The organism is Klebsiella sp. 2-CIP_Kleb. (assembly GCF_050378715.1).
Lineage (GTDB): Bacteria > Pseudomonadota > Gammaproteobacteria > Enterobacterales > Enterobacteriaceae > Klebsiella > Klebsiella quasipneumoniae.
On record NZ_JBNRLG010000007.1, the window covers coordinates 186,033 to 206,204 of the forward strand.

The 20,172-nt window shown below is 58.3% G+C and carries 23 protein-coding genes; 17 read left to right on the plus strand and 6 right to left on the minus strand.

Annotated features, from left to right (window positions below; translation table 11 throughout):
- The first annotated feature begins 9 nt into the window (after nt 1-9).
- The 8 genes from ACQUTP_RS20985 to ACQUTP_RS21020 all read left to right on the plus strand — a co-directional run bounded on the left by ACQUTP_RS20985 (nt 10) and on the right by ACQUTP_RS21020 (nt 7,854).
- On the plus strand, nt 10-1,422 hold the full coding sequence (locus ACQUTP_RS20985; protein WP_004206144.1) for a PTS fructose transporter subunit IIC: 1,413 nt from the start codon (nt 10-12) through the stop codon (nt 1,420-1,422).
- Nucleotides 1,423-1,432: 10 nt separating this feature from the next.
- Nucleotides 1,433-2,248 carry an HPr family phosphocarrier protein gene (locus ACQUTP_RS20990; RefSeq protein WP_428902433.1) on the plus strand — a complete coding sequence of 272 codons (816 nt, stop codon included), beginning with the start codon at nt 1,433-1,435 and terminating at the stop codon, nt 2,246-2,248.
- Nucleotides 2,249-2,424: 176 nt separating this feature from the next.
- Entirely contained in the window at nt 2,425-3,696 is a 1,272-nt protein-coding gene (gatZ, locus tag ACQUTP_RS20995) for a tagatose-bisphosphate aldolase subunit GatZ (protein ID WP_004206147.1), read from the plus strand.
- A gap of 14 nt (nt 3,697-3,710) precedes the next feature.
- The gene (gene gatA / locus ACQUTP_RS21000) at nt 3,711-4,178 is read left to right on the plus strand and encodes a PTS galactitol transporter subunit IIA (RefSeq protein ID WP_004206149.1); all 468 of its coding nucleotides are present in this window, start codon (nt 3,711-3,713) and stop codon (nt 4,176-4,178) included.
- 26 nt (nt 4,179-4,204) lie between these two features.
- Nucleotides 4,205-4,489, plus strand: coding sequence for a PTS galactitol transporter subunit IIB (gatB, locus tag ACQUTP_RS21005; RefSeq protein WP_002918119.1), 285 nt, complete (start codon nt 4,205-4,207; stop codon nt 4,487-4,489).
- Between the two features lie 5 nt (nt 4,490-4,494).
- On the plus strand, nt 4,495-5,877 hold the full coding sequence (locus ACQUTP_RS21010) for a galactitol-specific PTS transporter subunit IIC (protein ID WP_004206150.1): 1,383 nt from the start codon (nt 4,495-4,497) through the stop codon (nt 5,875-5,877).
- Nucleotides 5,878-5,926: 49 nt separating this feature from the next.
- Nucleotides 5,927-6,970 carry a galactitol-1-phosphate 5-dehydrogenase gene (gatD, locus tag ACQUTP_RS21015; RefSeq protein ID WP_004206152.1) on the plus strand — a complete coding sequence of 348 codons (1,044 nt, stop codon included), beginning with the start codon at nt 5,927-5,929 and terminating at the stop codon, nt 6,968-6,970.
- A gap of 110 nt (nt 6,971-7,080) precedes the next feature.
- The gene (locus ACQUTP_RS21020) at nt 7,081-7,854 is read left to right on the plus strand and encodes a DeoR/GlpR family DNA-binding transcription regulator (protein WP_004206153.1); all 774 of its coding nucleotides are present in this window, start codon (nt 7,081-7,083) and stop codon (nt 7,852-7,854) included.
- A gap of 149 nt (nt 7,855-8,003) precedes the next feature.
- On the opposite strand, the gene rsmI is transcribed toward ACQUTP_RS21020, so the two are convergent.
- A complete protein-coding gene (rsmI, locus tag ACQUTP_RS21025; RefSeq protein ID WP_004144878.1) occupies nt 8,004-8,867 on the minus strand; it encodes a 16S rRNA (cytidine(1402)-2'-O)-methyltransferase in 864 nt (287 codons plus the stop codon).
- A 63-nt stretch (nt 8,868-8,930) separates the two neighbouring features.
- On the opposite strand from rsmI, the gene ACQUTP_RS21030 reads away from it, so the two are divergent.
- The 4 genes from ACQUTP_RS21030 to dolP are packed head-to-tail and all read left to right on the plus strand — an operon-like array spanning nt 8,931 to nt 12,578.
- Entirely contained in the window at nt 8,931-11,033 is a 2,103-nt protein-coding gene (locus ACQUTP_RS21030; RefSeq protein WP_080847434.1) for a penicillin-binding protein activator, read from the plus strand.
- Nucleotides 10,991-11,377 carry a YraN family protein gene (locus ACQUTP_RS21035; RefSeq protein WP_004206155.1) on the plus strand — a complete coding sequence of 129 codons (387 nt, stop codon included), beginning with the start codon at nt 10,991-10,993 and terminating at the stop codon, nt 11,375-11,377. The genes ACQUTP_RS21030 and ACQUTP_RS21035 overlap by 43 nt, the downstream gene beginning before the upstream one ends.
- Nucleotides 11,378-11,402: 25 nt before the next feature.
- A complete protein-coding gene (gene diaA / locus ACQUTP_RS21040) occupies nt 11,403-11,993 on the plus strand; it encodes a DnaA initiator-associating protein DiaA (protein ID WP_002918211.1) in 591 nt (196 codons plus the stop codon).
- A gap of 9 nt (nt 11,994-12,002) precedes the next feature.
- Nucleotides 12,003-12,578, plus strand: a complete 576-nt coding sequence (gene dolP, locus ACQUTP_RS21045; protein WP_002918214.1) for a division/outer membrane stress-associated lipid-binding lipoprotein — start codon at nt 12,003-12,005, stop codon at nt 12,576-12,578.
- A gap of 121 nt (nt 12,579-12,699) precedes the next feature.
- Here the strand turns inward: dolP and ACQUTP_RS21050 are convergent, their stop codons facing one another.
- Nucleotides 12,700-13,740, minus strand: a complete 1,041-nt coding sequence (locus ACQUTP_RS21050; RefSeq protein WP_004206156.1) for a permease — start codon at nt 13,738-13,740, stop codon at nt 12,700-12,702.
- Nucleotides 13,741-13,815: 75 nt separating this feature from the next.
- The gene (locus tag ACQUTP_RS21055) at nt 13,816-14,463 is read right to left on the minus strand and encodes an NAD(P)H-binding protein (RefSeq protein WP_004206158.1); all 648 of its coding nucleotides are present in this window, start codon (nt 14,461-14,463) and stop codon (nt 13,816-13,818) included.
- 128 nt (nt 14,464-14,591) lie between these two features.
- On the opposite strand from ACQUTP_RS21055, the gene ACQUTP_RS21060 reads away from it, so the two are divergent.
- On the plus strand, nt 14,592-15,128 hold the full coding sequence (locus tag ACQUTP_RS21060) for a type 1 glutamine amidotransferase domain-containing protein (protein WP_004206160.1): 537 nt from the start codon (nt 14,592-14,594) through the stop codon (nt 15,126-15,128).
- On the opposite strand, the gene ACQUTP_RS21065 is transcribed toward ACQUTP_RS21060, so the two are convergent.
- Nucleotides 15,090-15,533 (minus strand): YhbP family protein, encoded by a 444-nt coding sequence (locus ACQUTP_RS21065; protein WP_004206161.1) that lies wholly within the window; start codon nt 15,531-15,533, stop codon nt 15,090-15,092. The two genes, ACQUTP_RS21060 and ACQUTP_RS21065, sit on opposite strands and share 39 nt — an antisense overlap.
- Before the next feature lie 49 nt (nt 15,534-15,582).
- On the opposite strand from ACQUTP_RS21065, the gene ACQUTP_RS21070 reads away from it, so the two are divergent.
- Entirely contained in the window at nt 15,583-15,873 is a 291-nt protein-coding gene (locus tag ACQUTP_RS21070; protein WP_025999208.1) for a GIY-YIG nuclease family protein, read from the plus strand.
- Here the strand turns inward: ACQUTP_RS21070 and ACQUTP_RS21075 are convergent.
- Nucleotides 15,860-16,363, minus strand: a complete 504-nt coding sequence (locus ACQUTP_RS21075) for a GNAT family N-acetyltransferase (RefSeq protein ID WP_004206163.1) — start codon at nt 16,361-16,363, stop codon at nt 15,860-15,862. The two genes, ACQUTP_RS21070 and ACQUTP_RS21075, sit on opposite strands and share 14 nt — an antisense overlap.
- Nucleotides 16,357-16,881 (minus strand): ubiquinone anaerobic biosynthesis accessory factor UbiT, encoded by a 525-nt coding sequence (gene ubiT / locus ACQUTP_RS21080; protein WP_002918231.1) that lies wholly within the window; start codon nt 16,879-16,881, stop codon nt 16,357-16,359. Before ubiT ends, ACQUTP_RS21075 begins: the two co-directional genes overlap by 7 nt.
- A gap of 221 nt (nt 16,882-17,102) precedes the next feature.
- On the opposite strand from ubiT, the gene ubiU reads away from it, so the two are divergent.
- The 3 genes from ubiU to ACQUTP_RS21095 all read left to right on the plus strand — a co-directional run bounded on the left by ubiU (nt 17,103) and on the right by ACQUTP_RS21095 (nt 20,133).
- Nucleotides 17,103-18,098 carry a ubiquinone anaerobic biosynthesis protein UbiU gene (gene ubiU / locus ACQUTP_RS21085; protein WP_004206164.1) on the plus strand — a complete coding sequence of 332 codons (996 nt, stop codon included), beginning with the start codon at nt 17,103-17,105 and terminating at the stop codon, nt 18,096-18,098.
- A gap of 5 nt (nt 18,099-18,103) precedes the next feature.
- On the plus strand, nt 18,104-18,982 hold the full coding sequence (locus tag ACQUTP_RS21090) for a U32 family peptidase (RefSeq protein ID WP_428902432.1): 879 nt from the start codon (nt 18,104-18,106) through the stop codon (nt 18,980-18,982).
- A 143-nt stretch (nt 18,983-19,125) separates the two neighbouring features.
- Nucleotides 19,126-20,133, plus strand: coding sequence for a luciferase-like monooxygenase (locus tag ACQUTP_RS21095; protein ID WP_004206166.1), 1,008 nt, complete (start codon nt 19,126-19,128; stop codon nt 20,131-20,133).
- Nucleotides 20,134-20,172 lie beyond the last annotated feature (39 nt).

Consider the following 20,172-nt stretch of genomic DNA (forward strand, 5'->3'; position numbering starts at 1 on the left):
GGTCCGATTATGAAAAAAATTATTGCCGTTACCGGCTGCCCTACAGGTATTGCTCATACATTTATGGCTGAAGAGGCCTTAAAAACCGCAGCGAAAAAATTAAACGTTGAAATAAAAGTCGAAACCAATGGCGCTTCCGGCGTAGAAAATGCCATTACGCCGGAAGACCTAAAGGATATTTATGGCGTAATTATCGCTGCCGATAAAGATGTTAATGCCGAACGTTTTAATGGCTTACCCGTTATCGAGGTGCCGGTTAAAGAAGCCATTCACCATCCGGCGGAATTAATTAATAAAGTCGTTAACGGTCAGGCGCAGCGTCGCCAGGGACTCTCCGCGACGACGGATCCCGCCGAGAAATATGAGCGAGAATCCTTCGGCCGACAGATTTACAAACATCTGATGAGCGGCGTTTCCAACATGCTGCCGTTCGTTGTCGCCGGCGGGATCTTAATCGCCGTTTCTTTCCTGTGGGGCATCTACTCCGCCGATCCGAATTCACCGCAGTATAACGTGATTGCCGCCACCCTGATGAAAGTCGGTCAGCAGGCGTTCTCGATCATGGTGCCGGTGTTTACCGCCTACATTGCCTGGTCGATATCTGGCCGCCCGGGTATGGTTGCCGGTTTTGTCGGCGGCCTGCTGGCGAACGCCACCGGCGCCGGGTTCCTCGGTGGGATCATCGCCGGTTTTGCAGCTGGGTATTTTATGCTGCTGATCCGTCATCTGCTCGACGGTCTGCCGCGGCAGTACGAAGGGCTGAAGTCGATCTTCATTATGCCGCTGATCGGCGTCCTGGTGATTGGCGTGATGATGGTCCTGCTCGGCCAGCCGGTGGCAGCGATCAACAATGGCATGATGAACTGGCTCAGTTCTCTGCAGGAAGCCAACCCCATCCTGCTGGGGATCGTGGTCGGCGCAATGTGTTCCTTCGATTTCGGCGGGCCGGTCAACAAAGCGGCCTATGTCACCGGTACGCTGCTGCTGGGGCAAGGTAACTATTTCTTTATGGCCGGTGTGTCTGCCGCCTGCATTACGCCGCCGCTGGTCATCGCCCTGGCGACCACGTTCTTTCCGAAAGGCTTTAGCGAGGAAGAACGCGCCGCCGGGATGGTCAACTATATCCTCGGCTGCACGCACATTACCGAAGGTGCAATTCCCTTCGCCGCCAAGGATCCACTGCGGGTGATCCCGATGATGATGATCGCCTCCTCAATTTCTGCGGTACTCAGCTACAGCTTGCATATTCAGGTTCCGGCACCGCACGGCGGCTTCTTAATCCTGCCGCTGGTCAGCAAACCGTTGATGTGGGTGCTGTGCATTCTCGCCGGTTCCGCCTGCGGCGCACTTATGCTGGGATGCTGGCGGCTGTGGCAAAAACGCACTGACAAAGCGACAGCTCTTGCTGGCGCCATGAAATAAGGAGCACGCTATGCAACTGACTTCTGCCGATATTTGTTTCGATCGTCAGGTCAAAACGAAAGACGAGGCGCTACAGCGTGTCGTTGCAGCCCTGACTCAGGCCGGACATACGCAAGCAGCCTATCTGCAAGGCATGCGCGAGCGCGAGGAGCAAATCAGCACCTATCTGGGCAACGGCATCGCCATTCCCCACGGTACGCCGCACAGTCGCGACGCAGTGCTCAAAACGGGCGTTAAGGTGCTGGCTTGTCCGCAGGGGATTGACTGGGGTGAGGAGCAAACCGCCTATCTGATTGTCGGTATTGCGGCTCAGGACAATGAGCATCTCGATATTTTGCGCCAGCTCACCCATGCCCTGGGCGACGATCGGGTGCCTGAGGCGCTGACGCGCGCCGATACCCCTCAGGCGGTGCTGGAAATTCTCGCTGGCGATATCCCTCTGCCGGCAGGCGAAGAACCGCAACCCGCGCCGCATTTTGGCGAAGAGGCCACCTTTACCCTGCGCAATCCGCACGGTCTTCATGCCCGCCCCAGCGCGGTGCTGGTGAAAGCCGTCAAGCAGTGGCGATCGCAAATCCAGGTCGAAAACCTGGATACGCGCTCCGCGATTGTTGATGCCAAAAATCTGATGCGCGTCGTATCGCTGGGTGCCAAACAGGGTCATCGTCTGCACTTTATGGCCAGCGGCAACGATGCGCAGCAGGCGTTAAAAGCCATTGGCGACGCTTTTAACGCCGGTCTCGGCGAAATTGCCGCCCAGCCGCAGCAGGTCTCTCAGGAAACCGTCAAAACGAAACGCAGCTGGCTCTCCCGACTATTTAGTTAATTTTCAATAAATTAAAAACGCCCTACCTTCCTGGTCAGGGCGTTTTTGTCTCGAAAGACGACACCTTTCACTGCGTTACATCACTATTTATCGATACAGATCACAATTCAAAACAAAGCCATTTGCGACCAAAACAAAACATAACGAATATATTCGAAAGAAAACGGAGGTTGTAAATGAAAGACATTATCTCTCGCCACAAGTCCGGCGAACATATCGGCATCTGTTCAGTGTGTTCAGCGCATCCGCTGGTTATCGAAGCGGCGTTACGTTTCGATCTGCCGACCAACAACAAGGTGCTGATCGAAGCGACGTCCAACCAGGTAAATCAGTTTGGTGGCTACACCGGCATGCAGCCGGCCGATTTCCGCGACTTCGTCTACAACATCGCGCGTACCGTCGGTTTCCCGGCTGAGCGCATTATTCTTGGCGGCGATCATCTCGGGCCGAACTGCTGGCAAGATGAACCAGCAGCCGTGGCGATGGAAAAATCAATCGACCTGATCAAGGCCTACGTCGCCGCCGGCTTTAGCAAAATCCATCTTGATGCGTCAATGTCCTGTGCTGACGATCCGGTGCCGTTGGATCCTGGTGTGGTTGCTGAGCGCGCCGCCCGCCTGTGTCAGGCTGCCGAAGAGACCGCCAGCGCTGAGCAAAAGCGCCACCTGACCTACGTCATCGGGACCGAAGTTCCGGTTCCCGGCGGTGAGGCCAGCACCATCGGCAGCGTACATGTCACCCGGGCGCAGGATGCCGCCGCGACGCTCGAAACCCATGAAGCCGCCTTCCGCAAGCTGGGCCTCGACGCCGCGCTGGAACGCGTGATCGCCATCGTCGTGCAGCCAGGCGTGGAGTTTGACCATACGCAAATCATTCATTACCAGCCGCAGGAAGCGAAAGCGCTTTCCGCCTGGATCGAAAGCACCCCGATGGTCTACGAAGCGCACTCCACCGACTACCAAACCCGCCAGGCTTATCGTGCGCTGGTCCGCGACCACTTCGCCATTCTGAAAGTCGGCCCGGCGCTCACCTTTGCCCTGCGTGAAGCCATCTTTGCCCTCGCTCAAATGGAAAATGAGCTGATCGCCCCGGAGTCTCGCAGCCGCGTAATGGAGGTGATCGACGAAGTGATGCTTAACGAGCCGGGCTACTGGAAAAAATACTATCGCCCCACCTGGAGCCAGGCGATGGTCGATATCCACTTCAGCCTTTCCGACCGTATCCGTTATTACTGGCCGCATCCGCGTATTCGCCAGAGCGTTGAGAAACTTATCGCTAATCTGACCGACGCTAAGCTGCCGCTGGGGCTTATCAGCCAGTATATGCCGGTGCAGTTTGAACGACTGTCGCTGAATGAACTGAACGCCGAGCCGCACGCGCTGATCCTCGACAAAATCCAGGATGTCCTGCGTGCCTATCGCTACGGCTGTTCTTCTGAAACCGCCTGAAGTTAAGAGGATATATGAGTCAACTGTTTGTTCGTACCGGCATTCATTTCAGTTCCAGCCAACAGGCACTGGAACACATTGGCGCAGAGATGCTGGCGCGAGGCGTCGTACACGATAGCTATCCCGCCGCCCTGCTCGAACGCGAAGCGACTTTTCCCACCGGCATCGCCCTGGAACAACACGCTGTCGCTATCCCGCACTGCGAAGCGGTTCACGCGAAATCGCCGGCCATTTACCTGATACGTCCGGACATGCCGGTCCCTTTTCAGCGCGCTGACGACGACGGCGAAATCGATGTTTCGCTCATCATCGCGCTGATTGTTGAAAACCCGGCGGCACAGCTGAAGCTGCTGCGCCGGTTATTTAGTGAGCTACAAAATCCGCACACACTGGAGGCACTGCTCGCCGCTTCCGACGATCAGCTACCGGTGCGGTTCCAGCAATTTATCCTTGAGCCCGAGCTTAACGCCGTGGCTTCATAAGATACTGATAATAAAAGGGGTACCCTATGAAACGTAAAGTTATCGTCGCCTGTGGCGGTGCCGTCGCCACCTCCACGATGGCGGCTGAAGAGATTAAAGAGCTATGTGCAGACCACAATATTGAACTGGATTTGGTGCAGTGCCGGGTTAATGAAATCGAAACCTACATGGACGGGGCGGATCTTATCTGCACCACCGCACGCGTGGAGCGAACCTTCGGCGACATTCCGGTGGTGCACGGCATGCCGTTCGTTTCGGGCGTCGGCATTGAAGCCTTACAACAGAAAATTCTCGGCATCCTCGCGGAGTAAACGCCATGTTTAGCGAAATCATGCGTTATATCCTCGATCTTGGTCCGACGGTGATGCTGCCGATCGTGATCATTATCTTCTCCAAATTACTGGGGATGAAGCTCGGGGATTGTTTTAAATCTGGTCTGCATATCGGGATCGGTTTCGTCGGTATCGGGCTGGTCATTGGCCTGATGCTCGACTCCATCGGCCCGGCGGCAAAGGCGATGGCGGAGCATTTCCAGATTAATCTTCATGTGATCGATATCGGTTGGCCGGGTTCATCACCGATGACCTGGGCATCGCAAATCGCCCTGGTGGCAATCCCGGTGGCCATCGTGGTCAATATCGTGATGCTGGTTACCCGTATGACCCGCGTGGTGAACGTCGATATCTGGAACATCTGGCATATGACCTTTACCGGCGCGATGCTGCACATCGCTACCGGGTCGTACTGGATAGGTATTCTCGGCGTGGTGGTGCATGCCGCCTTTGTGTATAAGCTGGGCGACTGGTTTGCCAAAGATACCCGCGATTTCTTCGGCCTTGAGGGTATTGCGATACCCCACGGTAGTTCGGCGTATTTAGGGCCGGTTGCTGTCCTCGTGGATACCATCATCGACAAGATCCCCGGCCTTAACCGCATTCACTTTAGCGCCGATGACATTCAGAAACGCTTCGGTCCCTTCGGTGAACCGGTTACCGTTGGCTTCGTCATGGGGCTGGTGATTGGCGCGCTGGCGGGTTACGACCTGAAGGGCATTCTTCAGCTGGCGGTGAAAACCGCAGCGGTGATGCTGCTGATGCCACGGGTGATCAAGCCGATTATGGATGGCCTTACGCCGATAGCCAAACAGGCGCGTAAGCGTCTGCAGGCCAAATTTGGCGGCCAGGAGTTCCTGATTGGTCTCGACCCGGCGCTGCTGCTCGGCCATACCTCGGTGGTCTCGGCCAGCCTGATCTTCATCCCGCTGACCATTCTTATCGCCGTCGTGGTTCCTGGCAATCAGGTTCTGCCGTTTGGCGACCTGGCCACCATCGGCTTCTTCGTGGCAATGGCAGTGGCGGTACATCAGGGTAACCTGTTCCGCACGTTGATTTCCGGGGTCATCATTATGGGTATCACCCTGTGGATCGCCACCCAGACGATTGGCCTGCACACCCAGCTGGCGGCAAACGCCGGGGCCCTGAAAGCCGGCGGCATGGTGGCCTCAATGGACCAGGGTGGTTCGCCGATTACCTGGCTGCTGATCCAGCTCTTTACCTGGCAAAATGTGGTTGGCTTCGCGGTCATCGGTATCATTTATCTGGCCGGCGTTTTACTAACCTGGCGTCGCGCTCGCGGCTTCATCGCGGCGGAAAAAGCAGAAAAAAGCGCTGCCCCGCAACAAAGTACAGGCATGTCTTGATCTAAAAGGGGAGCGTTCGCTCCCCTCAATCTTATAGCTGGAGAATGTTATGAAATCAGTGGTAATCCATGCTGAGGGGAACGTCTGCGTTGAAGAACGCCCTATCCCTACGCTGCAAACGGAAAACGATGTCCTGGTCAAAGTAGTCAGTTCCGGATTATGCGGCTCTGATATCCCGCGCATTTTCGCCAAAGGCGCGCATTACTACCCTATTACGCTGGGACACGAATTCAGCGGCTATGTGGAATCCTACGGCGCGGCGGTAACCGACCTGCAGCCCGGCGATGCCGTCGCCTGCGTGCCGCTGCTGCCCTGCTTCCAGTGCCCGCAGTGCCAGCGCGAGTATTTCTCTTTATGTAAACAGTATCAGTTCGTCGGCTCACGCAGCGAAGGCGGCAACGCCGAATATGTGGTGGTAAAGCGCGCCAACCTGTTCCGCCTGCCGGACCAGATGCCAATTGATGACGGCGCGTTTATCGAACCGATAACCGTCGGCCTGCACGCTTTCCATCTGGCGCAGGGCTGCGAAGGTAAAAACGTGATTATTATCGGTGCCGGCACCATTGGCCTGCTGGCGCTGCAGTGCGCCCGCGAACTGGGCGCCAACAGCGTCACGGCGATCGATATCAATCCGCAGAAACTGGAACTGGCCAAAACCCTTGGCGCAACCCGTGTGTTCAACAGCCGCGAGATGAGCGGCCAGGCGATTCAGCAGGCGCTGGAAGCCATTCAGTTCGACCAGTTAGTCCTCGAGACCGCCGGTACGCCGCAGACCGTCGCATTAGCGATTGAAGCCGCCGGGCCGCGGGCGCAGCTGGCGCTGGTCGGCACGCTCCATCACGATTTAACCCTCCCGGCCGCCACCTTCGGGCAGATCCTGCGCAAGGAGTTGAATATTGTCGGTAGCTGGATGAACTACTCTGGCCCGTGGCCAGGAGAAGAGTGGCAAACGGCCACCCGCCTGCTGACAGAAAAACGCCTGCAGCTGGCGCCGCTGATCGCCCACCGCGGTGACGCGGAGAGCTTTGCGCGTGAAGTGCAGGCGCTCAACGGCGCGCCGATGCAGGGCAAAATCCTGCTCAAACTCTCCTGACCGCCCGAGCCAGCCCTCGGCGCTGGCTCATCAAACCTTTCGAAAATTATCGTTCAACTTTCGTTACCCTTCGATTACACTGAGATGAGTTAATTATCAGGCAAATCAAGATGAACTCATTTGAACGAAGGAACAAAATCGTCGATATGGTGAATACGCAGGGTAGCGTATTGGTTCTAGACCTTTCGAATCTCTTTGGCATCTCTGAGGTAACGATTCGCGCCGATCTCCGCTTACTGGAAGAGAAAGGGCTGTTAACCCGTTTTCACGGCGGCGCCGCCCGTGCGGGCAGCGACCTGACCGACGCCGAAAATCAGGAAGTGGTACTGGAAGATCGTTATCAGCTTGCCAGCGATCCCAAAAAGCGCATCGCCCAGGCCGCCGCGGCAATGATCCGTGAAGGTATGACGGTGATCCTCGATAGCGGCAGCACAACCCTGCTGATTGCCGAGGCGCTGGTGCGGATGACCAATATCACCGTGATCACCAACAGCCTGCCCGCCGCGTTTACCCTGGCGGAAAATAAAGACATCACCCTGGTGGTATGCGGCGGTACCGTGCGGCACAAAACGCATTCGATGCACGGCACAATTGCCGAACGTTCGCTGCAGGGAATTTGCGCCGATTTGATGTTTGTCGGCGCCGACGGTATCGACGCCACCAACGGTATCACCACCTTTAACGAAGGTTACTCCATCAGCAGCGTGATGGCCGCCGCCGCGCATCAGGTGATCGCCGTGCTCGACGCCAGCAAATTCAATCGCCGGGGCTTTAACCAGGTACTGCCGATGGAAAAAATAGACTGCGTGATCACCGACGACGGCATTAGCGAAAATGACCGTGCAGCGTTAAGCAGCAAAAAGGTGGAACTGAAGATAGTGTGATTGCGCTTAGCGGTGCGAAAACTCAGCATTGGTATCGCAAGTGAATCTGCACTTTTCTTCCGACATTTCTTCCGACATGTAGGAGGACGCTCCAGCAGCTCTTCACTATCTGAAGGGCTGCTTGCCAGACTTCAATTGGGTCTACAGGATCACTCCCCCTGCTGCTCCAGGGCATACTTATACAACGCATTTTTCTTCACGCCGTGGATTTCCGCGGCCAGCGCGGCGGCTTTCTTCAGCGGCAGTTCCGCCTGCAGCAGCGCCAGAGTCCGCAGCGCGGCTGCCGGCAGCGCCTCTTCCTGCGCCTTAAAGCCTTCGACGATCAGCACCATCTCGCCTTTGCGACGGTTTTCGTCTTCCTTGACCCACGCCACCAGCTCGCCAATCGGCGCGCCGTGGATCGATTCCCAGGTTTTGGTCAGCTCGCGGGCCAGCACCACATAGCGAGATTCTCCCAGTACCGCGCAGATATCTTCCAGACTCTCCACCAGCCGGTGGGTCGACTCATAGAAGATAAGGGTGCGCGGCTCTTCTTCCAGCGCTTTAAGGGTATCGCGACGGCCTTTCGATTTCGCCGGCAGGAAGCCTTCATAACAGAAACGGTCGGAAGGCAGGCCAGCGGCGCTCAGGGCGGCGATAGCCGCACAAGGACCCGGCAGCGGCACGACGCGGATATTGGCTTCGCGGCAGGTACGCACCAGATGATAGCCTGGGTCGTTAATCAGCGGCGTGCCCGCATCGGAGACCAGCGCGATGTTTTGCCCTTCTTTCAGTTTAGCGAGAAGTGTTTCCGCCTTTTGCTGCTCGTTATGGTCGTGAAGCGCAAATAAACGGGCGTTAATCGCAAAATGTTGCAGCAGCAAACCGGTGTGGCGGGTATCCTCCGCAGCAATTAAATCAACGGCTTGCAACACTTCCAGTGCGCGCTGCGTGATATCAGACAGATTTCCTATCGGAGTGGGCACAATATAGAGCTGCCCCTGAGAATTATCCGCTGATTCGTGTTGTTTCATTGTCTCGTCCGTATTGCCGATTTAATATTGAGCATTGAGCCAAAAAAATATCACTGGACACTTATGGTACCGTCAACATTTCTTCGTTCTAAGCCCGCGCGCTGTCTGCCCGTATTGCTGGCGACTCTTCTTTTTGCTGGCTGCGGCACCCACACGCAGGATCAAAGCACGGCGTTTATGCAGGGTACGTCGCAGGCCAACTCCAGTTTCTACTTGCAGCAGATGCAGCAAAGCACGAATGATAGCAAGACCAACTGGCAATTACTCGCCATTCGTGCACTGCTGCAGGAAGGAAAGCAGCAGCAGGCCATCGACCTGTTTAACCAGCTGCCGTCCAACCTGGACAGCACCCAGGCCCGTGAACAGTCACTGCTGGCAATAGAAGTAAAGCTGGCGCAGAACGACTATCAGGGGGCCCGTATTCTGCTGGCTAAGCTTGACCCGGCAAGCCTGGAGCAGCCTCAGCAGGCGCGCTACTGGCAGGCGCAAATCGATGCCAGCCAGGGCAAACCCTCGGTGACTCTGCTGCGCGCCTTAATCGCCCAGCAGCCGCTGCTGAGCGATGCCAAACAGCGCCAGCAAAATATTGACGCGACCTGGCAAGCGCTGACTGCGATGACCCAGGATCAGGCCAATGCGCTGGTGATCAATGCCGATGAAAACACCCTCCAGGGCTGGCTGGATCTGCAGCGGATGTGGTTTGACAACCGCAACGATCCCACGCTGCTGAAAGCCGGCGTCAAAGACTGGCAGACGCGCTACCCGCAAAACCCTGGCGCCAAAATGCTGCCAACGGCGCTGGTGAACATGCAAAACTATAAGCCCGCCTCCATCAACAAGATTGCGCTTTTCCTGCCGCTGAACGGCCAGGCCTCGATCTTCGGCCGCACCATCCAGCAGGGCTTCGAAGCCGCCAAAAACGGCGCGCCGTCGGTGACGGGCAGCGCGGTTCCCGCTCAGGTCGCTCAGGCGGCGAACACGTCCGGTAACGATGACGTGGTAAGCCCGTCGCAGGCGGAAATTAGCGATCTGACGGCTGCCGGAAGTCGCGCTGAACCGGTGCAGGCCCCGGCGCAAACTCAGGCAACGCCAGCGGCGGAGCCGGCGGCTCAGGCGCCGGCAGCGGCCACCACGCCGCAAACCACCGCGTCCACCCAGCCGGTCACCACCCCGGCCGCACAGCCGCAGCCAGTGGTCGCCACCGCCGCCAATCCCTCTGCGGAACTGAAAATTTACGATACCACCAGCCAGCCGATCGGCCAGCTCCTTGCCCAGGCTCAGCAGGACGGCGCCACCCTCGTCGTCGGGCCGCTGCTGAAAGAGAATGTCGAAGATGTTCTCAAGAGCAATACGCCGCTCAATGTGCTGGCGCTCAACCAGCCGGAGAAGGTCGAAGGCCGCGCTAATATCTGCTATTTCGCGCTGTCGCCGGAAGACGAAGCGCGTGACGCCGCCCGACACATCCATCAACAGGGCAAACAGACGCCGTTGCTGCTGGTTCCGCGCGGCGCGCTGGGCGATCGTGTGGTCAACGCGTTTGCCGACGAGTGGCTGAAGCTGGGCGGCGCCAGCGTCCTGCAGCAGCGTTTTGGCTCCACGGCGGAGCTGCGCGCCGGCGTTAACGGCGGAGGGGGCATTGCGCTGAGCGGCACCCCGGTCTCCACCCTGCCATCAGCGCAGAACAGCGTCCTCGGCACGGCGGATGAAATGCCGGTTAGCAGCGGCGGCAGCGTCGACGCGGCCTATATCCTCGCCACCCCGGAACAGATTGGCTATATCAAACCCATGATCGCGATGCGCAACGGCAGCCAGAGCAATGTCACCCTGTACGCCAGCTCGCGCAGCGCACAGGGCACCGCAGGTCCGGATTTCCGTCTGGAGATGGAAGGCCTGCAGTATAGCGAAATCCCGATGCTGGCTGGCAGCAACCCGGCGTTGATGCAGCAGGCGTTGTCTGCGGTGCGCAATGACTACTCGCTGGCGCGTCTGTATGCGATGGGCGCTGACGCCTGGTCGCTGGCAAACCACTTCACGCAAATGCGCCAGACGCCGGGCTTCGAGCTGAACGGGAATACCGGCGATCTGACGGCGACTCAGGACTGCGTGATTACCAGGAAACTGTCATGGCTCAAATACCAGCAGGGACAAATCGTCCCGGCCAGCTAAGCAAACAGACCGGCGATGCATGGGAAAACCGTGCTCGCCGCTGGCTGGAAAGCCAGGGCCTGCGTTTTATTGCCGCCAATGCTCGCGAGCGTGGCGGCGAAATTGACCTCATTATGCGCGACGGCGCCGTCACCGTCTTTGTCGAGGTGCGCTACCGCCGCAGCGCTCTTTACGGTGACGCGGCGGCCAGCGTCACCCCGCAAAAACAGCAACGCCTGCTTAAAGCCGCCCGTTTGTGGCTCTGCCGACAGAATGGGAGCTTTGAGACTGTGGATTGCCGTTTCGATGTGGTAGCCTTCACCGGAAACGACATCCAATGGCTAAAAAACGCCTTTGGCGAATAGCGTAATACCAGAAGTAAGGGATCCCGTGCTCGACAGAATCAAAGCCTGCTTTACCGAAAGCATTCAAACCCAAATTGCCGCAGCAGAAGCACTCCCGGACGCCATCTCCCGGGCGGCGATGACGCTCGTGCAGTCCCTGCTCAACGGCAACAAAATCCTCTGTTGTGGTAATGGCACTTCCGCCGCCAACGCACAGCATTTTGCTGCCAGCATGATTAATCGTTTTGAAACGGAACGCCCTGGTTTACCCGCCATTGCACTAAACACCGATAATGTGGTCTTAACTGCCATCGCTAACGATCGCCTGCATGACGAGATTTACGCCAAGCAGGTGCGCGCCCTGGGACACGCTGGCGATGTGCTGCTGGCAATCTCCACGCGCGGTAACAGTCGGGACATCGTCAAGGCGGTGGAAGCCGCCGTGACCCGCGACATGACCATCGTCGCGTTAACCGGCTATGACGGCGGTGAGCTGGCGGGCCTGTTAGGTCAGCAGGATGTCGAAATCCGCATCCCCTCACACCGCAGCGCGCGTATCCAGGAGATGCATATGCTGACCGTCAACTGTCTGTGCGATTTGATAGATAACACTCTTTTTCCACACCAGGACGATTAAGGAGAACACATGAAGGCTCTCTCGCCCCTCGCCATCCTGCTTTCAGCACTACTGCTGCAGGGCTGCGTTGCCGCCGCGGTAGTCGGAACGGCAGCAGTCGGCACTAAAGCCGCAACGGACCCGCGTACGGTGGGAACCCAGGTCGATGACAGCACCCTGGAACTGCGCGTTAATAGCGCCTTGTCGAAAGATGAACAGATTAAGAAACAGGCCCGCATCAACGTTACCGCTTATCAGGGCAAAGTCCTGCTGACCGGTCAGTCGCCGACGCCGGATCTCTCTGCCCGCGCCAAGCAAATCGCCATGGGTGTGGAAGGAACCACGGAAGTGTTTAACGAAGTGCGCCAGGGCCAGCCGATTGGTTTAGGCACCGCCTCTTCTGATACCTGGATTACCACCAAGGTGCGTTCGCAGCTGCTGAGCACCGATCAGGTCAAATCATCGAACGTGAAGGTGACCACGGAAAACAGCGAAGTCTTCCTGATGGGACTGGTGACCGACCGTGAAGGCCGCGCGGCGGCGGATATCGCCAGCCGGGTGAGCGGTGTGTCCCGGGTGACCACCGCCTTTACCTACATTAAATAAAGCTGCAATTTCCCGGCTGGCGCTACGCTTAGCCGGGCCACCGCCCCCTGTCCGTTGTGTGCCGGGTAAGGCGTAGCCGCCGCCCGACACTCCATCCGGCTATCCGTACGTTTACGGCAAACTACACCAGCGCCAGCGCTCCAACAATCGCACCGCACAGCGCCACCAGCCCGCCAGTCAGCCACAGCGCTTTGGCCGGAAAGGCTTTGCGCAGCATAATCAACGATGGCACGCTCACTGCCGGCAACGTAATCAGCAGCGCCAGCGCCGGCGCAACGCCCATCCCCGCCAGCATCATCGTCTGGACAATCGGAATTTCCGCCGCGGTAGGGATCACAAACAGACAGCCGGCAATCGCCATCGCGATGACCCAGAACAAGGTATTATCCACCACGCCATCGGCGTGCGGGAACAGCCAGACGCGCGCCGCCCCCAGCACCAGTACCGCGAGGATATAAACCGGGATGGTGTTCCAGAACAGCGTCCACAGCGCCCGCAGCCAGCGGCTAAAGAAGCCGCCCTGGGCCGCTTTCGCTTGCGCTTCAGGCACCACGGCAGGCTGCGTCGCCGCCTCTTTTACCCATTTCTGCACCAGCGTCGCGACAATCAACACCGTCGCCAGGCCCGCCACCAGGCGAACCAACGCAAACTGCCAGCCCAGCACGAAGCCCATAAACACCAACGTCGCCGGGTTGAGCAGCGGGTTGCCCATCCAGAACGCCAGCGCCCCGCCCATCGACACCTGCTGTTTGCGCATCCCGGCCGCGACCGGCGCGGCGCAGCAGGTGCACATCATGCCTGGCAGCGAGAAAATCGTCCCCAGCAGCGTCCCCTGAAAACGCGATTGTCCCAGGGTGCGCAGCAGCCAGTCGCGCGGGATCAGCACCTGGATCAGCGACCCGAGCAGCACACCGAGCACCGCCGCTTTCCAGACGGCAAGGAAGTAAACCACCGCGTAGTCCCACGCCGCCTTCAGCGGGTTAGCGTCGGCCTGGGCGAGAATGGATTTACCGATACTGTGGGTTTCCGCAGCGGTGAAGGCTTTCCCGTAGTATGGCTGCCATTTGACGAACCACAGGCCGACAATCACGACGAGAAAGAAAAGCGCGGGCTTCCACCATTGAAATGGTGACGCCGCCTGAGATGAAGACTGACCAGCCATAGCATTCCCCAGCAAGAAATGTGGATATGAATTGAAGCCGTGAATACTACGCCGGAAGCCTGCGTTTGCAAACCGCTATTCCGCCTGCCGCGCGGCACGCTCCCGCAGCTCGGACGATGAGAGAATTTGCACCCCTTCGTGAGTAGGCGACAGCGCCTCCGCCAGCAGGGCAATCGCCACGTCGCGGGCCGCAATGGATTTCCAGTTCCCCGGTAAGAGTCGGAACAGCGGTTCGAGGAAGGTCTCATTGGCCCGCTTTTTTTCCCGCTCGCCTGAGAGCATCGACGGCCGGGCAATGGTCAGCCGCGGCCAACCCTGCTCGATCAGCGCCGCCTCCATTTCCCCCTTCACCCGATTGTAGAAAAACGGCGAGTGGGCGTTGGCGCCCATCGCGCTGACCACCAGCATATGTTGCGCACCCAGCCGTTTGCCGGTCAGCGCGGTATCAACCACCAGCGTGTAGTCAGCATGGACAAAGGCCTCTTTGCTCCCGGCCTCCCGGCGCGTCGTTCCCAGACAGCAGAAAACGATATCCACCGGGTCAACCACCTGCGCCAGGGCATCGGTCAACTGGGGATCGTGCGGATTAAAAACCCCTTCCGCCGGCGCCAGTGGGCGACGCGTCGGGGCGGCGATGGCGCTGATGCTCGGCTCATTCTGCAGCAGCCGAAGTAAGTGACCGCCAACTAACCCGGTCGCGCCGGTCAATAATACCTGACTCATTGATTCTCCTTTACAGAATTCTCCGCCTTGCACTTTCGGGCTCATGTTCCAGGCTTAATACCTTACAAGGTAAGTATCCACCATCATCATGGAATTACCTCATTGACCATCCAGATAGCGGAGGAAACATGAGTAAAAAGATAGCCGTGCTCATTACCGACGACTTTGAAGATTCTGAATTTACCTCTCCCGCCGAGGCGTTTAAGCTCGCCGGGCATCAGGTCGTGACCATCGAAAAGCAGGCTGGCAAGACGGTGAAGGGTAAACAGGGAGAAGCAGAGGTCGCCATCGATCGGGCCATTGATGACGTCACACCGGGTGAATTTGATGCCTTGTTGCTGCCCGGGGGCTATTCCCCTGACCAGCTGCGCGGGGATGAACGCTTTGTCACCTTTACCCGCGATTTTGTCAACGGCGGGAAGCCGGTCTTCGCCATCTGCCACGGCCCGCAGCTGCTGATCAGCGCCGATGTGATCCGCGGGCGTAAGCTCACGGCGGTGAAGCCTATCGTGGTGGATGTGAAAAACGCCGGGGGCGAGTTTTACGACCAGGAGGTGGTGGTCGATAACGAACAGCTGGTCACCAGCAGAACGCCGGACGATCTGCCGGCCTTCAATCGCGAAGCGCTACGCCTGCTCGGCGCCGGCATCGCGCCGCCAGTGTAGCTTTTTCCCGAACCCCAGCGTGTTGTCGGTAAACTTGATTTCGTCCGGACGAATCTCCCAAACCGGCGCCGACAACATGCGGGCCACCGGGAAGCGCTTGACGTAGCGCTGACGCATACGCGCCTCTTCGTCGCCGCGCAATCGGCGGATCTCGCCCTGGAACTGCACGCCGCGGATCAGGGCCACGGTTTTTGGCTGGCCGTTGACCGTGCCGGCCACCTTCGCCCGCTCGCCGGTCATCTGGCCGTGGCGGGTGTGCTCATCGCTGAGCAGATAAAAGGCCACGCTATCCGGGTCATAGACGTAAAAGGCGTTCGCACACCACAGCTCGTCGTCGCGGGAGACACACCAGGTGACGACGTGCTGTTTACTCAGCCAGCGGCCAATGGCGGCAAGCGTATCCATCTTTCTTCTCCATTATGCTATGGTGCCTACACCTTACCATAGTGACTTTATAACCGTGTGCTGGTTTCTGTATCTCATTCGAACCGCGGATAATCGCCTCTATACCGGCATCACCACCGATGTGCCGCGCCGCTTTCGCCAGCATCAGGCAGGGAAAGGCGCGAAGGCGTTGCGCGGCAAAGGCGACCTGCAGCTGGCCTTTAGCCATGAAGTTGGTGAACACTCACTTGCTTTGCGGCTGGAATACCGCATTAAGCAGCTAACGAAGCGCGAAAAAGAGCGCCTCGTTGCCGGAGAAGATACCGTCGAAACCCTGCTGGCAAGGCTCAAAAACGATTAAAGTGGTCGCTGTATTCGACCTGGCCGTGGACACCTTCGAGGGCGTCATCCGCCAGGCGGTGCACCTGGAACGCCTCCGCGCTGTCCGGCCAGCGGCAGCGGAGATCGAAGCGCGCGGCCGGTTCAAAACCAAAGCGACGGTATAACTCCGGGTCGCCCAGCGTCACCACCGCGGCATAGCCAAACTCATTCAGCGAATCCAGCCCTTCATAGACCAGCTGCCGGCCAATGCCCTGTCCACGGTAGCGTTCATCCACCGCCAGCGGCGCCAGGCCGACCCATTGTAGCTCTTCACCTTCCACCGCAACCGGGCTGAAGGCAACGTAGCCGATCACCTGGCCTTCATCATCCGTCGCCACTACCCCCAGCGTGATCAGTCCATCTTCACGCAGATCGTGCACCAGCTGCGCTTCGGCATCGCGGCCGAAGGTACGACGCAGCAGCGCGTCGATTCCCGGTGCATCAATCCCAATTTCCACTCGAATCAGCATGCCTCACCTACCGATGTCTGTTCAGGTTTCTGCGGGCTCTTCAGTCCAGCTTCGACAAAATCCGCCAGTTGCAGCAACATCACGCGCAGCGCTTTGGGCATCTGCTCGAGCTCAATGGCGTCCATCAAATTTTTTACATACAGCCCCAGCTCCGTATCGCCTTCAATAACCAGACGACGCTGGAAGAATAGCGTATCCGGATCCTGCTTGCGCGCGGCGATCATTAACAGATCGCTGGCGTCGGCGCTGAAGCTGACGTCGGCGTCCGCCTGCTGGCTGACCACCAGGCGACCATCGACTACCGAGGTATACCACAGCAGACCGATGTCACGCACATGAATACTTAACCAGCGCCCCTCGAGAAACTCCAGCTCTCCCTCCGCCAGCGCCTGGCGAAACTGCCAACTAAGCACCTGCTCCAGCACCTGGCGCTTGAGGGCAAAAGGCGCCAGCTTAACCGGCACGCTCATTAAAGACGGGCCAAAGTGGACCAGCCGGGAACGCAGTTTATCCAACACAAGCTTTACTCCATGAATGCAATTGTGCCGCTATTGTGCCATATCACATAAACAACATAGCGGCGTAAATCAACAAAAACGCGATGACGGCAGCCCGTTATTGGCGCCGCCAATACACTTTTAACTGCCTCAAATCAAAAATTGTCACCAGAAGGTTAACTAAAATCCCTGCTCGTTAACCATTCAGCGTCCCTGACGGGCCGCATTTTTCAGGAAAAATTATGGAGCTGCTCTGCCCAGCCGGTAACCTTCCGGCGCTTAAGGCGGCCATCGAAAACGGCGCCGATGCCGTCTATATCGGGCTGAAAGATGACACCAACGCCCGCCACTTTGCCGGCCTTAATTTCACCGAAAAGAAACTGCAGGAAGCCGTCAGCTTTGTGCATCAGCACCGTCGTAAGCTGCATATCGCCATCAACACCTTCGCCCACCCCGACGGCTACGCCCGCTGGCAGCGCGCGGTGGATATGGCGGCTCAGTTGGGCGCCGATGCGCTCATTCTGGCCGATATCGCCATGCTGGAGTACGCCGCGGAGCGCTATCCGCATATAGAACGCCATGTCTCGGTACAGGCTTCCGCCACCAATGAAGAGGCCATTCGCTTCTATCATCGCAACTTCGACGTGGCGCGCGTCGTACTGCCGCGGGTGTTATCTATTCACCAGGTGAAACAGTTGGCTCGCGCCACGCCGGTGCCGCTGGAAGTCTTTGCCTTCGGCAGCCTGTGCATCATGGCGGAAGGCCGCTGCTATCTCTCTTCCTACCTGACCGGCGAATCGCCCAACACCGTCGGCGCCTGCTCGCCTGCCCGCTTCGTGCGCTGGCAGCAAACCCCACAGGGGCTGGAATCGCGCCTCAATGAAGTGCTGATTGACCGCTATCAGGATGGGGAAAACGCCGGTTACCCGACGTTGTGTAAAGGCCGCTACCTGGTCGATGGCGAGCGCTATCACGCGCTGGAGGAGCCCACCAGCCTCAATACCCTGGAACTGTTGCCGGAGTTGATGGCCGCCAATATCGCCTCAGTGAAAATCGAAGGCCGTCAGCGCAGCCCGGCCTACGTCACCCAGGTAGCGAAAGTCTGGCGCCAGGCGATCGATCGCTGCAAAGCCGATCCACAGAATTTCGTGCCGCAATCCGCATGGATGGAAACCCTTGGCTCCATGTCCGAAGGGACACAAACCACCCTTGGCGCCTACCACCGTAAATGGCAGTGAGAAACATGAAATATTCATTAGGGCCGGTGCTTTACTACTGGCCAAAAGAGACGCTGGAAGATTTTTACCAGCAGGCAGCCAACTGCAGCGCCGACACCATTTATCTCGGCGAAGCGGTGTGCAGCAAACGCCGTGCCACCAAAGTCGGCGACTGGATTGAGATGGCGAAAGCGCTGGCGAGCAGCGGCAAACAGGTGGTGCTGTCTACCCTCGCGCTGGTGCAGGCCTCCTCCGAACTGGGCGAGCTGAAGCGCTATGTCGATAACGGGGAGTTCCTGATTGAGGCCAGCGATTTGGGCGTGGTTAACCTCTGCGCCGAACGCAAGCTGCCGTTCGTCGCCGGGCATGCGCTGAACTGCTACAACGCCGTTACCCTGCGCCTGCTGTTAAAACAGGGCATGGTGCGCTGGTGCATGCCGGTGGAGCTTTCCCGCGACTGGCTGGCTAATTTACTGACCCAGTGCGAAGAGCTGGGCATTCGCAATCAGTTTGAAGTCGAAGTGCTGAGCTACGGCCATCTGCCGCTGGCTTATTCCGCCCGCTGCTTTACCGCCCGCTCGGAAGATAGGCCAAAGGATGAGTGCGAGACCTGCTGCATCAAATACCCAACCGGACGCAGCATGCTGTCCCAGGAGAACCAGCAGGTGTTCGTGCTCAACGGTATCCAGACCATGAGCGGCTATGTCTACAACCTGGGCAATGAGCTGACGTCCATGCACGGACTGGTGGATATGGTACACCTGTCGCCGATGGGCAACGAGACCTTCGCCATGCTCGACGCCTTCCGCGCCAATGAAAACGGCGCTGCGCCGTTGGCGCTCACCGGCAACAGCGATTGCAACGGCTACTGGAAACGGCTGCCCGGGCTGGCGCTGCAGGCCTGATAAACCGCTCACTTTGTTAACAGCAGTGCTCAGATTTTAATGCATTATTAAAGATGCAGCTTTTCTGGCTGGCGCGTCCTGGATGCGCCAGGCTGGAAGAAGACCTTCAATCTGATGACGATGCTGTAGCAAAGTGAGCCTTTATGACTGACAAATCTGTTCCGTTCTCGGTGCTCGATCTGGCGCCGATCCCGCAAGGATCTTCTGCCAAAGAAGCCTTTACCCACTCTCTGGATCTCGCCCGGCTGGCCGAATCGCGCGGTTATCACCGCTACTGGCTGGCGGAGCACCACAATATGGTCGGCATTGCCAGCGCAGCGACCTCGGTGCTGATTGGCTATCTCGCCGCCAATACCACTACCCTGCATCTGGGTTCCGGTGGCGTGATGTTGCCCAACCATTCGCCGCTGGTGATCGCCGAGCAGTTCGGCACCCTGAACACCCTCTATCCCGGGCGTATCGACCTCGGCCTTGGCCGCGCGCCGGGCAGCGATCAGCCCACCATGCGCGCCCTGCGTCGCCATATGAGCGGCGATGTCGATAACTTCCCGCGCGACGTGGCGGAACTGGTGGACTGGTTTGACGCCCGCGATCCGAACCCGCACGTGCGCCCGGTTCCCGGCTACGGGGAGCGCATTCCGGTGTGGCTGCTGGGTTCAAGCCTCTACAGCGCCCAGCTGGCGGCGCAGCTCGGTTTGCCGTTCGCGTTCGCCTCGCACTTCGCGCCGGATATGCTGTTCCAGGCCCTGCACCTGTATCGCAGCAACTTTACGCCCTCCGCGCGGCTGGAAAAACCGTATGCCATGGTGTGCATCAATATCATCGCCGCCGACAGCAACCGCGATGCGGAGTTTCTCTTCACTTCCATGCAGCAGGCGTTTGTGAAGCTGCGTCGCGGCGAAACCGGACAGCTGCCGCCGCCGGTGGAAAATATGCATCAGCTATGGTCAGCGTCCGAGCAGTATGGCGTGCAGCAGGCGCTGCGCATGTCGCTGGTGGGTGATAAAACTAAAGTCCGCCACGGCTTAGAGTCGATTATGCGGGAAACCGAGGCGGACGAAATCATGGTCAATGGCCAGATCTTCGACCACCAGGCGCGGCTGCATTCTTTCGATTTAGCGATGCAGGTGAAAGAGGAATTGTTGGGTTAATCAAAATCCAGGCCCGGTGGACGTCGCGCCACCGGGTAA

Excerpts from the sequence above, each read along its gene's own strand:
- ACQUTP_RS21065 (WP_004206161.1), bottom strand. The coding sequence starts at position 15,533 with ATGGATACGCTTGCCGCCATTGGCCGCTGGCTGAGTAAACAGCACGTC.
- ACQUTP_RS21030 (WP_080847434.1), top strand. The coding sequence starts at position 8,931 with ATGGTACCGTCAACATTTCTTCGTTCTAAGCCCGCGCGCTGTCTGCCC.
- ubiU (WP_004206164.1), top strand. The coding sequence starts at position 17,103 with ATGGAGCTGCTCTGCCCAGCCGGTAACCTTCCGGCGCTTAAGGCGGCC.
- gatA (WP_004206149.1), top strand. The coding sequence starts at position 3,711 with ATGAGTCAACTGTTTGTTCGTACCGGCATTCATTTCAGTTCCAGCCAA.
- rsmI (WP_004144878.1), bottom strand. The coding sequence starts at position 8,867 with ATGAAACAACACGAATCAGCGGATAATTCTCAGGGGCAGCTCTATATT.
- ACQUTP_RS21035 (WP_004206155.1), top strand. The coding sequence starts at position 10,991 with ATGGCTCAAATACCAGCAGGGACAAATCGTCCCGGCCAGCTAAGCAAA.
- ACQUTP_RS21050 (WP_004206156.1), bottom strand. The coding sequence starts at position 13,740 with ATGGCTGGTCAGTCTTCATCTCAGGCGGCGTCACCATTTCAATGGTGG.
- ACQUTP_RS20990 (WP_428902433.1), top strand. The coding sequence starts at position 1,433 with ATGCAACTGACTTCTGCCGATATTTGTTTCGATCGTCAGGTCAAAACG.
- ACQUTP_RS21075 (WP_004206163.1), bottom strand. The coding sequence starts at position 16,363 with ATGCTGATTCGAGTGGAAATTGGGATTGATGCACCGGGAATCGACGCG.
- ACQUTP_RS21020 (WP_004206153.1), top strand. The coding sequence starts at position 7,081 with ATGAACTCATTTGAACGAAGGAACAAAATCGTCGATATGGTGAATACG.
- gatZ (WP_004206147.1), top strand. The coding sequence starts at position 2,425 with ATGAAAGACATTATCTCTCGCCACAAGTCCGGCGAACATATCGGCATC.
- dolP (WP_002918214.1), top strand. The coding sequence starts at position 12,003 with ATGAAGGCTCTCTCGCCCCTCGCCATCCTGCTTTCAGCACTACTGCTG.
- ACQUTP_RS21090 (WP_428902432.1), top strand. The coding sequence starts at position 18,104 with ATGAAATATTCATTAGGGCCGGTGCTTTACTACTGGCCAAAAGAGACG.
- ACQUTP_RS21060 (WP_004206160.1), top strand. The coding sequence starts at position 14,592 with ATGAGTAAAAAGATAGCCGTGCTCATTACCGACGACTTTGAAGATTCT.
- ACQUTP_RS20985 (WP_004206144.1), top strand. The coding sequence starts at position 10 with ATGAAAAAAATTATTGCCGTTACCGGCTGCCCTACAGGTATTGCTCAT.
- gatB (WP_002918119.1), top strand. The coding sequence starts at position 4,205 with ATGAAACGTAAAGTTATCGTCGCCTGTGGCGGTGCCGTCGCCACCTCC.
- ACQUTP_RS21010 (WP_004206150.1), top strand. The coding sequence starts at position 4,495 with ATGTTTAGCGAAATCATGCGTTATATCCTCGATCTTGGTCCGACGGTG.
- gatD (WP_004206152.1), top strand. The coding sequence starts at position 5,927 with ATGAAATCAGTGGTAATCCATGCTGAGGGGAACGTCTGCGTTGAAGAA.
- ACQUTP_RS21055 (WP_004206158.1), bottom strand. The coding sequence starts at position 14,463 with ATGAGTCAGGTATTATTGACCGGCGCGACCGGGTTAGTTGGCGGTCAC.
- ACQUTP_RS21095 (WP_004206166.1), top strand. The coding sequence starts at position 19,126 with ATGACTGACAAATCTGTTCCGTTCTCGGTGCTCGATCTGGCGCCGATC.